The organism is Desulfolithobacter dissulfuricans, assembly GCF_025998535.1.
GTDB classification, from domain to species: Bacteria; Desulfobacterota; Desulfobulbia; order Desulfobulbales; family Desulfobulbaceae; genus Desulfolithobacter; species Desulfolithobacter dissulfuricans.
This window is the reverse complement of the sequence record NZ_AP024233.1, coordinates 2,187,321-2,198,940: the sequence shown is the minus strand read 5'-3', so window position 1 is coordinate 2,198,940 and position 11,620 is coordinate 2,187,321. Positions and strand designations below refer to the sequence as shown.

Here is an 11,620-nt window from a genome sequence, read left to right as displayed (position 1 = left end):
GATAAAAAAAACAGCCCGCTGCGAACGCAGCGGGCTGTTTTTTTGTTGCCTGATCAGGTTTGCCGGCGGATGCTATTGTTCATCCACGGAGAGGCGGTCGGGCCGCAGGAGCAGCTCGCCCAGGATAAAGAGAGTGAAGACAAGAAAGAAACCTCCGGCCAGCATCATGTACTCGTGCAGGGACGGGGTGTAGCTGTAATATTTCGGCAGGCCGACGATATTGTACTGGGCGAAATGGGGCACCAGCTGGCCGGCCATGATCAGGTCATAGACACTGATGAACAGTCCTGCCAGGCCGGTGAGGGCGGCAGTAAACAAGCCGTTGATATCAACGTTGCGCCGGGCGATAAGAAGGAGAGCCAGGGGAATGATAAAGGCCATGCCTACTTCTCCTACCCAGAAATTACCGGCAAATCGACCGGTCAGCAGGAGGCTCATGGCGTCGGGATTGTTGACGCCTTCTCCGGCGTATCCAGCCATGATCTTGGCTGCGGTGAACAGGCCGTAGATCAGCAGCAGGACAATGGTGAGCTTGCTCGTGGCCGAAAGGGCAGACTTTACTTCACTGCTTATCTCTTCGCCGCTGATCCTGGCTGCTGCCCAGTTGAAGAAGAAAATTCCAAAGCAGGCCAGCAAAGTGGCAAAGGTCAGGAAGTAGATGGGCATGTACTGGTCAGGCCAGAAGGCCCGGGCTCCGAGGATGCTCATGTCTTCCTTCATGTTGAGGACTGCTGCCAGGCAGGCGAGAAGGGCCACCAGGCCAACCCGTGATGCAGCCTTGACCTTGCCCCGGTTGAGAAGGATGAGGTTGAAGATGAGCAGCATCAGGTACATGGAGTAAATTGAGGTCTTCCACCAGATATTTGATTCCGGATGGGGCGAAAGCAGGGCCCATATCTGGACCCGCCACGGGTTCTCCAACTCCAGGGAGATACTCATCAGTCCGGCGGCAATGGTGATCGCAGCCAGGAACAAGGTCCGGCCGACAATGGGCTTGAATGCCTTGATGCCGAAAACCTGCCCCAGGGAGGCAATGATGCACAGTCCGGTGGAGAAGGTGGCAAAAAAGACATAACCGGCAATAAGAATACCCCAGGGTACCTCGCGGGATGTGCCGAGGGCATGATGGTGACCTATGTAAAGTGCATGGCCAGCGAAAAGTATTCCGGTTACGGCCATGGAAGCGCACGCAATCAGGATGATAAAAACCGGAAACGGGATCTCTATTCCGGCAATACCTATTTTGTTGTCCATTGGTCGAACATTGTCCATTGATTCCTCCTCCTTGGGTTACCTGTGGTACATTTGAATAATTTTATGGTCCTTTAAAATTAAATACGTAGTAACTGGTCTCTGACAGAGAGTGCCGGTATGCGTTGCCAGGGCCGCCGGCTAACAGAATATGCGGGCGGCGCGATACCGGTCAGCGTTGTTTTTCCTGGAGTATCAGGCCGATCTGTTCGCCGGACATCATGATGCTGCGGAGGATTTTTACCTCTTCGGGATGGTTCTCCCGGTGGGTGTCGTTGTCCAGCAGCAACTGAGTGTAGTTGATGATGGCGTTGAGCTGATTACTCAGGACATTCACCTCGTGGGGTGAAAAAACATTTCCTTCCCCCGGATGTCCCGGTTCACTGCTGTTCAGAAGAAAATTCAGCCTCTCGGTCAGATCCTTGAGTTCCTGACAGGCCCCTGGCGCTATGGCCAACTCCCGGTCCCGGTCTGTCTCATGCACCTGTTTTGAGAGATCCATGAGAGGAAGCAGGGCCTTGCGGTACAGGAAGACAAAGAGCAGGCTGATAGCTCCGGTGATCAGGGCCAGGGTGCCTATGATCAGGTTCTGGAACCGCACCAGGTTGCTCTTCATCTGGCCTATCAGGACCCGGTCGAACTGCATGAGCTGGTCGGACATGGCCCGGAGCCTGTCGTGCAGTTTGAGGGCCGGGGCAAGCTTATCGTCCTCATTTGCCAGTTGCCGGGCCAGGAGGGCGATTTCACCTATGCCAACTTTGTCGATGAGGGCCAGTTTGTACTGGGTCGGTATCAGTTGATGGTCAAGGAGCTTGGAAAAATCGCTGTTAAGGGTTTCGATTTTAGCCTCGAACCCTTCTAGCTGATTCCATTTTCTCTCCAGTATTGCCCGGGTGAGATACTCCCTGAGCGAGGAAAAACGAAAGACAATTTTTTCCCCCTGGTCAATAATTTCATTATACTGGGCCGTTAGCCGATACTGCAGAAAAGCCATGATGATGACCACTGAGAGCAGCACGGTTATGCCACAGAATACGGAGTACAGTATCTTCCGCGTGGAGACCAGGGAGCGTGACCCAGCCCCGCTCTTTCCAGCTGCGGCACCGGGCAGGGTGCTGCTGCCCGGTGCCTGGCGGCTGGAAGGCTGCTGGCTGCCATCACCATACACTGCCTGTTGTTCCTTGATACCTGTCACCCTTCCTGTAAATCCAGTACGTTGCAGAGAACTGTCTGCTCTCCTACATTCCACTGACAGCCTTGAACCAGCTGCCGATCAGAGCCAGGGGACCGCCGGCGCTGATCATGCCGCCGATGAAGCAGGCCAGGCCCCAGAGGCCGATAAGGGCCGCGCCGATACCGACTGCGTAGACGCCGACTTTTGATATTTCGGATGCCGGGGTGATATCCTTTGCCTGGACGCCAGTCTGAGTGCGGGTTTTTACGTTTGCTGTCTTGGCCATGATGTTCCTCCTTCGATTGTGAATAGATGCTTCGTGTCAATTGTTTTATTGCTACGTCGTAGTACTTGGTTCTTAAAGTCCGCTCACGGCATGGAACCAGCCGTCCAGCAGTCCGGTGACTTCGGTGCTGGCCACAATGCCGCCAATGATACATGCCAGGGCCCAGGCGCCGACGAGACCGGCAAACATGCCCAGGGCGCCCATGGTTACCTTGTTGACCTCTGTGTCCACCGCCTCGGGGCGCGTCAGTATCTTTCCTTTTTCTCTCTGGATTATGGATTCTCTGTTCATCATCTTTCTGTCCTCCTGGTGCACATCTGATCCTGTACAGCTCCTTCCGTTTGCACAGGTGTTGTTGCGTTTGTCTCTTATGTAGCAAGTTGGGGGCCAGAATTGGGGCAGGGCGTTTTTTTCTGTTGCGTTTTGGGGGTATCTTCTTGAAAATAAACAAGAATTTTTTAAATTGGTGGGTGGGGGTCGTGTGGGAATGATGCTGATGTGTTGCAGGAGTGGTGCCACAATGTGTAGCAATGCAACACTACCACGGTGTTGCATTGCTACAGTTGTGTTGCATTAGTCGCTGATGTTGTAGCGTCGCATTCTCCGGTAGAGGGTAGAGCGATCGATGCCAAGTAGACGGGCAGCCTTGGACTTGTTGCCCCCTGCCTGCGTTAGCGCGGCTCGGATTTTTTCTTCCGGGCTCATCGAAGTTGTGGCATTTTTCAGGGGTTCTGGTTCCTGGTGTTGCGGTGATGGTGTTGCAGCTGGTTTTTCCAGGGCGGTAAGGGGCAATGAGGCCTCACTGTTGCGGATTTCTTCGGGCAGGTGCTCCAGGGCCAGGGTTTGGCCGGTACAGAGGACACAGCCGCGCTCGATCACATGTTTGAGCTCGCGCACATTCCCAGGCCAGGAATAGTGCACCAGGGCCTCCATGGCCTGGTCAGAAATACCGCTGATATTGTGGCCCAGTTTTTCCTGGAAACTTTTGAGGAAGTGGTTGGCCAGCACGGGGATCCCCTCTTTTCTGGCCCGCAGGGGTGGCAGGTTGATCTCGATAACCCGAAGGCGATAATAGAGGTCCTCGCGGAACTCTCCCAGGGCCACTTTTTCTCGCAGGTCGGCATTGGTGGCGGCAATAACCCGGACATCGACCTGAACCGGCTGGTCCTGGCCCACAGGATAGAACGTTCGTTCCTGGAGAAACCTGAGGAGCCGCAGTTGCATGCGGGGAGAGATATCGCCAATCTCATCCAGGAACAGAGTTCCGCCTTCGGCCTGGAGAATCCGGCCCTGGCGATTTTTTTCCGCCCCGGTGAAGGAGCCTCGTCGGTGGCCAAAGAGTTCGCTCTCCAGGATATCCTCGGGGATCGAAGCGCAGTCCACCTTGATCAGGGGTTTGTCGCGGCGAAGACTTTCTGCATGCAGCGCTTCGGCAGCCAGTTCCTTGCCGGTGCCCGACTCCCCGGTAATGAGCACTGTGGTATCCACCCGGCCCACGTTTTCAATCAGGTTGTACACCTCCTGCATGGCTTGGCTGTGGCCAACGTAGCCATGAAAATAATCACGCTGCTTGCCGCTGTCGGGTGAAGGAGTGTTGGTGATGTCGCGGGCAACCAGGACGATGCCGGTAAAAGAGTGGCCGTTGACCTGAATTGGTGCCGCGTTAAGGCTCAGAACCTTGAGTTCTCCTCCATGGAACTGACACTCGATCCGGTGTTCACGGACCTCTTTCCTGGTTTCGAGAACCTTTTTTGCGTCTTCCAGGCACGCTTTTCCAAGCGGCCCGCTCACTTCATATAGACTGGTGGGCAGTTTGCCTTCGGGTGCAGCAGCGAGCATGCACTGTCTGGCCGTGTCATTGACCTGAACGATGCTCAGTTCCGGGTCCACAGTGACGATGCAGTCCTGGACCGAGCGGAAAACAGCTTCCAGGTATTTGCGGTACTGTTCATTTTCAGTAATGAGTCTTTCTTTTTCTTTCTGCAGCCAGCGGTGGTTGAGGGCCTGGCGGGTAAAGTGGAGTAGGGTGTCCTTGTTGACCGGTTTGGGGATATAATCAAAGGCTCCCAGGCGGACCGCCTTGGCCGCCGATTCCAGGTTGGGAAAACCGGTGACCATGACCACCGGACAGTTGATGTTCATTTCCCGCAACCGGCGGAGCAGTTCGGTGCCGCTTTCTCCAACCAGGACAATGTCGCTGATAACCAGGTCTGGTTTCTGTTTTTCCACAGCAGCCAAGGCTTCACTGATGTTGGTGGCTGTGGAGACATTCTGGTATCCAGCCCGGACCAGAAAGATTTCAAAGGTCATCCGGATGGATTCCTCGTCGTCAACAATGAGGATGTGGGCCTGCTTCTTGTCGTTGTCAATCATGTCGTACCTGTATCCTCTTGCTGCTGGATCGCATTCTGGGGGCCGGCCACCGGCAGGTCGACCGTTACTGTGGTGTACTGGTGCAGGACTGAGTCGATGCGCAGGGTTCCTTCATGGTCCCTTATGATACCATGGCTGATACTGAGCCCGAGACCGGTTCCGTCACCCGCCGGCTTGGTGGTGAAGAAGGGAAGAATGATCCGGTCCAGGATACCCTGGGGGATACCGGTGCCCAGGTCCTTGATGGCGACCCGGACAAAGTTGCCCATTTCATTGGTCACCGTGCCGCACTTGATGGTGATTTTCTTGTCCGGCGATGGGCAGGAGTAGCGCTGGTTCAGAGCATAGCGACTGTTACTGAGCAGGTTGAAGAACACCTGCTGCAGTTTCTGGCTGTTGCCGATGATTTCGGGCAGATTGTCTTCGTAGCTGGTCGAAAAGGCAATGGAATCCTTTTTCAGTTGATGCTGGATAAGGGCCAGGCAGTTGTCCAGAATATCCTTGATGTTCAGGGGCTCCCGTTCACTGCCGCCGGTGCGGGCAAAGGAGAGCAGCTTTGAGGTAATGGAGGCAATACGCTCGCCCTCCCGGACAATGCGGCCGAGGATCTCCTGTTCCTCGGGGTCTTCCGATTCCTCGAAAAGGAGCTGGGCAAAGTTGATGATGCCGTTGATGGGGTTGTTCACCTCGTGGGCCACGCCGGCAGCCAGTTCACCGATGGAGGCCAGCTGGGCGGTCCGGTAATACTCCACCTTGCGGGCTTCCTCCCCGGTCAGCTCCCGGGCGATGAGGAGAAAGGCGGTCACCTCGCCGTTTTCATCCAGGGACGGCGCGATGGAGAGCAGGTAATCGCCGAACAGGCCCGGCAACCGGGTCTCCATAATTCTGGACGCCCTGGCGGTCAGGAGGAATTCTTCCAGGGGGCAGCGGATATGGGGCAGGCGGCCGCCATGAATGATATAGCAGATCCCCTTGTTAATGATCTCCTCAAGAGGTCTGCGGGCGGCATTGGCAGCCGCCTGGTTGGCACGGGTGATGATCCCGTCCGGCCTGACAATGAACAGGGGGTATTCCAGTGTCTCGCATATATGGTCCCAGCCTTTCTCCATGTGTTACAGACCTCGAAAAGTATTTATTTATGAATTCAGATCGTTATGGCGCGGCCATCCGATCTTTTTTTAAAATACCACATTGTGTTGAAAGGCAAAAGGATGAATATCAGACCGTTCGGGCCTGTCCAAGGTTACTGTCATTGAAGTTTCCTGGTCTCACTGCGGTCAAAGAGCTGACGTATTCCGTGCTGCCTCTCCTTTTCCGCAACCACCCTGGCCGCCTCTTCCTCGCTGATGCCCAGGGTCCTGGCCACCGCGGAAATATCGTAACAGGGCTCGCCATCGGCGGTGAAGCCTTCCGGTTTCAGTTCTGGAAAACATTCTGCTGTGGCATGACCTGCCGCCTGCTGCAGCAGCTGGCGTATCTCCGGTGGACCATGGAGCAGCAGCCATTCCACGGCTTCGGCCCAAGTCCTGGAGTCAACGGTCGGGTGCTGAAGGATTTCCATTGCCGCTTCCAGGGTCCATTGCTCTTTGAAATTTTCCATCGGTCCATTCCTCTGTTTGGTTCATGATCGACATGTTTTTTGCGTCTATAGCATACCTGCGACAGGCTGGCAGATTTTTTTTTGGCCGGAGCCGACGGTTGGGCCACCGATCAGGCCATCTCCTCCCGGCGGTCCGCAGCAGGGGGCAGGGGAGGGCTATTAACCGGAGAACCCTGGCGGCGTAAGGGCTGTCCGTAGAAGATACTGGCGTCCCGTAATGGTTTATGGTATAAAATCGCATTCGATTTGGTCGACATTATGGGTTGTTGGCTGATGATTCAACCACGTGGCGATGTTGCGGTTTCTGCTGGTCTGACGGTTGGCTTACGGAGCATTAATGGTGTTGTTTTCGCGTTTTCTCCCGGTACTTATGGGTCTTGTCATGCTGGCCTCTGTCTGCCGCGGCGAAACGTATACCGTCTATACCGAACCGCTGCCTCCGGTCCATTATGTCGAAAACAACCGGGTCACCGGTATTGCCACGGAAATAGTCCGGGAAATCTTTCGCCTGGCCGGCATGGATCTGCGGATCGAGGTCTATCCCTGGAAACGGGCCTATCACATGGTCCTGAAAAATCCGGGCACCTTTATCTATACCATCAACCGCACCCCCCAGCGTGAAAAGCTCTTCAAGTGGATCGGCCCCATTCTTTCCAAGCGGACATCGCTCTACAGGTTCAAGGACCGCCGGGACATTGTCGTTCACAGTGTGGATGATCTCAAACACTACACCACCGCGGTGATCCTCGGTTATGCCCTGACCCAGAAGCTCCAGGCCCTGGGTTTTGAGGATGGCCGGGAGTTGATCATAACCAAGAACAAGAAAACGCAGATGCGGGTATTCCTCAAGGGGCGGGCCGATCTCATCACCGGCAATGAGTACACCATCTTCAATGCCCTCAAGGCAGAGGGGTTTTCTCCGGACGTGATCGAGCCGGTCCTGCTTATGAGCGAGAAAGGGTACTATCTTGCGGCAAACATCCAGACCGATGACGTCATTGTTCAGCGGCTCCGGGAAGCCAACGATAAACTGCAGCAGACGGATTTCATTCAAAAGACTATCGATGCCTTCATGCAGAGGTGACAGTCCTGTTCCCAGCTCAGCTGACCCAGATACGCCGGCATGTCCAGTTCCTGCCGGAATCCTGCCCCAGGTTTTTTAAAAACTTCTCCACAACAACCCTTGTTATCACGATTTTCCATTCACGGAACCTTCAAGCCCGACCGGATTGCCCGGCAGCTTATCATCTATATTATCCTGTGCAGCTCTGTTATCACCCTGCTCGGGACCGGGCTGCAGCTCTTTCTGGACTATCGCCAGGATATTTCGGGTATCAAGCGATATTTTGACCAGATAGAGCAGGGGTATCTCCGCGGTATAGCCCAGAGCGTCTGGGTCATGGACGATACTCAGGTCCTGCTGCAGCTCGATGCCATTGTCCAGGGATCTGACATTGTCTATGCGGCGATCATCATGGACGGAAAACCCCGCTGGGTCCATGGGCAACCGGGTGGAAGACGCACCGTGGTCCGGGTGTATCCCCTCAGGTATGTTCAGCATGGTCGGGAAGAGATCATCGGCAGTCTCAAGGTCACCGCCAGTCTCGATAATGTGTACAGCCGTCTGGTTCGCCGGGTTATCGTCATCCTGGCCACCAACGGTCTGAAGACCTTTCTGGTCGCCGCCTTTGTCATCATCCTCTTTCAGCGGCTGGTTACCCGCCATCTCGACCATATGGTGGAGTATCTGCAGCATCTGCAGATACACCGCCCTGGACCTCCTCTGCGCCTTGACCGGAAAAAGAACAGCCATCCCGACGAGCTGGACCTGATGGTTTCCATGATTAATTCCATGCAGGAACGCAGCTACAGGACGTATACCTCGCTTCGTCAGAGCGAGGAACGGCTCAGGCTCTTTTTTGATGCCACCGAGGAGGGGATTGTCGGTGTCAACCAGCAGGGCGTCTGTGTGTTTGTCAACAAGGCCTTTGTTGAGATCTCCGGTACCAGGCACCAGGAGGATATCCTGGGAAAGGATATTCGTGATGTCCTTAGCTGTGGTTATGCTGGAGGGTCGGACAAAGATCCCCTGCAGGCCCTGGTGTTCCGGGCCATTGCCGAGAAACGCTCCTATGCCGACCATGACTGTCAGCTTCACCGGCAGGATGGCTCCTCGATTTTTATTTCACTTCGTTCCTATCCTGTTTTTTCCGGATCCCGCTGTACCGGAGCGGTGGTCTTTCTGGCCGATATCAGCGAACAGGTGAAGCTGCAGCAGGAGGCCAGTCTCTTGAGCGCCGCGGTCCGGTATGCCCCTCTTTTTGTCGTGGTTGCGGACCGGAAAGGGCTGGTCGAATATGTCAACCCATGGTTTGAACGGGTGGTGGGATATGAGAGCGAGGCAGTGGTGGGCAGGCGGCTCTATTTTCTCGCCGGTGACGCGGAGAACCGGGACCTGTATCGGCAGATGCGGCGGCAGGTGCTGGGGGGCGTTTCTGGCATGGTTTTTTTCAGATTCGAACCAGGCAGGGTCAGGTGCTCCAGGTCGAGGCCGTGGTGGCACCGATCCGCAGTGATAATGGCTCCATCAACCGGATTGTCTACCTGGCCAGGAATGTGACCCGGGAGATGGAACTCCAGGATCAGCTCAACCATGCCCAGAAGATGGAGGCCATCGGTCGACTTTCGGCTTCGGTTGCCCATGAGTTCGGTAACCCCCTGCTCGGGATCCGATTTGCCATAAAGGATGTCCTTCAGGCCACCAATCTCGATTCCGAGCAGCGCCAGCTCATGGAACTGGCCCTGGCCGAGTGTGATCGGCTCAAATCTCTGATCCGCGATCTGCAGCAGTTCAACCGGCCCTCCAGCGGGGTGAGAAAATCGGTTGCCATTCATAAGGTTCTTGATAAGGTACTGCTGTTTCACGGTAAGTATATCAAGACCAGCGGAGTCAGGGTGGAGAAACACTACGCCCCGGACCTGCCCGAGGTTTTTGTTGTTGAAGATCAGATGATCCAGGTTTTTGTCAACCTGGTCATGAACGCCATGGATGCCATGGCCGATGTGGGCGGTACCCTGAGGGTGGCCACGGCCTGGCATGGCCGGGACATGATCGAAGTCTCGGTCTCTGATACCGGGATTGGTATCGATCCCCGCTATGACCGCGAGATCTTCGAGCCCTTTTTCAGTACCAAGTCCGAAGTCGAAGGCATTGGTCTTGGCCTGGCCGTGTCTTACAGTATTATCAAGGAACATGGCGGTGATATCAGTTTTACGTCCCAGCCGGGGCAGGGGACAAACTTCACCGTAACCCTGCCGGTGCCGGACCGGGACAGAAACAACCACGATTCATGAACGAACAAAACGTACAGGGACTGCGTCGCTTTCGACCGCATCCACGGGATACAGCTTTCATGAAACTGGCCCTCGAAGAGGCCGGGGCCGCCCTGGCCGAGGGTGAATTCCCGGTGGGCTGCGTTCTGGTAGCAGACGACAATGTCCTGGCCCGGGGGCACCGTCGCAACAGCCGGGCCGAGAGCCGCAACGAGATCGACCATGCCGAGGTGGTCACCCTGCGGCGGTTGCTTGAGGAAAAACCGGGCATTGACCTTGGGCGGGTCACTCTCTACTGCACCATGGAGCCCTGTCTCATGTGTTATGCCACCATGCTGCTCTCCGGTATCCGGCGTTTTGTCTGGGGGTATGAGGATGTGATGGGCGGTGGAACCGGCCTGGAGCTCAACCATCTGCCGCCACTCTATGCTGCCATGGAGGTGGAGCTTGTTCCCGGGGTACTGCGGGCCGAGAGCCTGGCCCTTTTCAGGCAATTTTTCAAGGAGCACGATTACTGGCAGGACAGCTTCCTGGCCAGATATACCCTTTCGCAATCCAGTGAGGAACGATCATGACCATTGAGCCCAGGGCCAGGACGGTGCAGTTCAAGCCGGGCGAGCGCAACGTTTTTCTGCATCTGCTCACCGCCTGCAACCTCTCCTGCCGCCACTGCTATATCAATCCATCCCAGCACGGAACCACCATGCTGGACAGGGACCAGGCCGTTACCTGGCTCAAACTCTTTGCCCGCCCGGAACAGGAGACCAACCTTGTTTTGCTTGGCGGCGAACCCACCATGCATCCTGAGCTGGCCTCGATTATCCGGGCGGCCAAGATGATGCGCTATGCAGTGACCGTGGACTCCAACGGTTTTCTGTTCCACGATCTGCTCGAGCGGGTGGCGCCCGACGAACTGGATTTTCTCAGTTTCAGCCTCGATGGGCCGGATCCGTCGGTCAACGATCCGATCCGTGGTGAGGGTGTCTTTGCCACCTGCACGGAAAATCTGCAGAAAGCCGGCAAAAAAGGGTTTCATACCAGTGTGATCTACACGGTTTCCGCTCTCAATATCGAACACCTGCACCGGATGCCGGAACTGCTGGCCGCTCTCGGGGTCCAGCGGTTCTTCATTCAGGTGATCGGCCTGCGGGGTAAGCCCGCCACCGGTGAGCCGGCTCCGACCACTGGCTGGCAGGTGGATCCGCAGCAATGGCTGGCCGTGGTGCCGGAAGTTGCCTCCCACGCCGCCCGGCTGGGGATCCATGTCACCTTTCCCAAGGTTTATCTCGAGCCGGACGAGGACTTCGAGTGTGCCGGCCTGGTGGCGGAAAATTTTTTCATCTTCCCCAACGGCCGGGTCTATCGCTGTCCGCTGTGCGAAGATTATCCGGTCCATTCCATGTGTATCGAAAACGACCGGCTGATCCGGCGCCATGGCCTCAACGAAGACCGGTTCTTCACCCTCAATATTCCGGAAGGGTGCGTGATGAACAAACTCCTGCAGCCCGATAACATAGACTATCTCCCTGGCGGCCGGCCCAGGCATCGCATCTCCTGCTGTCTGCTCAAGCAGGAAATGGAGCCCTGTGTCTGACCCTAATTG

General features: G+C 55.8%; 12 protein-coding genes. 5 read left to right on the top strand and 7 right to left on the bottom strand.

The annotated features are described in order from the left end of the window. Positions 1–72: 72 nt before the first annotated feature. From nrfD to GF1_RS09735, 7 genes are all read right to left on the bottom strand, one after another. Positions 73–1,272: an NrfD/PsrC family molybdoenzyme membrane anchor subunit gene (nrfD, locus tag GF1_RS09765; RefSeq protein WP_267926355.1), complete on the bottom strand. Its 1,200-nt coding sequence runs from the start codon at positions 1,270–1,272 to the stop codon at positions 73–75. Positions 1,273–1,423: 151 nt separating this feature from the next. Continuing rightward, positions 1,424–2,446, bottom strand: coding sequence for a hypothetical protein (locus GF1_RS09760; protein ID WP_267926354.1), 1,023 nt, complete (start codon positions 2,444–2,446; stop codon positions 1,424–1,426). A 43-nt stretch (positions 2,447–2,489) separates the two neighbouring features. Further along, positions 2,490–2,711 (bottom strand): hypothetical protein, encoded by a 222-nt coding sequence (locus GF1_RS09755; RefSeq protein ID WP_267926353.1) that lies wholly within the window; start codon positions 2,709–2,711, stop codon positions 2,490–2,492. A 72-nt stretch (positions 2,712–2,783) separates the two neighbouring features. Beyond that, positions 2,784–3,005, bottom strand: coding sequence for a hypothetical protein (locus GF1_RS09750; protein ID WP_267926352.1), 222 nt, complete (start codon positions 3,003–3,005; stop codon positions 2,784–2,786). 279 nt (positions 3,006–3,284) lie between these two features. Next, the gene (locus tag GF1_RS09745; RefSeq protein ID WP_267926351.1) at positions 3,285–5,084 is read right to left on the bottom strand and encodes a sigma-54 dependent transcriptional regulator; all 1,800 of its coding nucleotides are present in this window, start codon (positions 5,082–5,084) and stop codon (positions 3,285–3,287) included. Next, the gene (locus tag GF1_RS09740) at positions 5,081–6,193 is read right to left on the bottom strand and encodes a sensor histidine kinase (protein ID WP_267926350.1); all 1,113 of its coding nucleotides are present in this window, start codon (positions 6,191–6,193) and stop codon (positions 5,081–5,083) included. The genes GF1_RS09745 and GF1_RS09740 overlap by 4 nt, the downstream gene beginning before the upstream one ends. Positions 6,194–6,333: 140 nt before the next feature. After that, positions 6,334–6,684 (bottom strand): hypothetical protein, encoded by a 351-nt coding sequence (locus GF1_RS09735; RefSeq protein WP_267926349.1) that lies wholly within the window; start codon positions 6,682–6,684, stop codon positions 6,334–6,336. Between the two features lie 337 nt (positions 6,685–7,021). On the opposite strand from GF1_RS09735, the gene GF1_RS09730 reads away from it, so the two are divergent. The 5 genes from GF1_RS09730 to GF1_RS09710 all read left to right on the top strand — a co-directional run bounded on the left by GF1_RS09730 (position 7,022) and on the right by GF1_RS09710 (position 11,611). After that, positions 7,022–7,768 carry a substrate-binding periplasmic protein gene (locus tag GF1_RS09730; RefSeq protein WP_267926348.1) on the top strand — a complete coding sequence of 249 codons (747 nt, stop codon included), beginning with the start codon at positions 7,022–7,024 and terminating at the stop codon, positions 7,766–7,768. Between the two features lie 99 nt (positions 7,769–7,867). Next, positions 7,868–9,304: a PAS domain S-box protein gene (locus GF1_RS09725; RefSeq protein WP_267926347.1), complete on the top strand. Its 1,437-nt coding sequence runs from the start codon at positions 7,868–7,870 to the stop codon at positions 9,302–9,304. Next, complete coding sequence (locus tag GF1_RS09720; RefSeq protein WP_267926346.1) at positions 9,220–10,038, top strand: two-component system sensor histidine kinase NtrB; 819 nt, start codon at positions 9,220–9,222, stop codon at positions 10,036–10,038. The genes GF1_RS09725 and GF1_RS09720 overlap by 85 nt, the downstream gene beginning before the upstream one ends. A 59-nt stretch (positions 10,039–10,097) precedes the next feature. Beyond that, positions 10,098–10,592 carry a nucleoside deaminase gene (locus GF1_RS09715; protein ID WP_267926345.1) on the top strand — a complete coding sequence of 165 codons (495 nt, stop codon included), beginning with the start codon at positions 10,098–10,100 and terminating at the stop codon, positions 10,590–10,592. Further along, entirely contained in the window at positions 10,589–11,611 is a 1,023-nt protein-coding gene (locus tag GF1_RS09710) for a radical SAM protein (RefSeq protein WP_267926344.1), read from the top strand. Before GF1_RS09715 ends, GF1_RS09710 begins: the two co-directional genes overlap by 4 nt. The last annotated feature ends 9 nt before the right edge of the window (positions 11,612–11,620 follow it).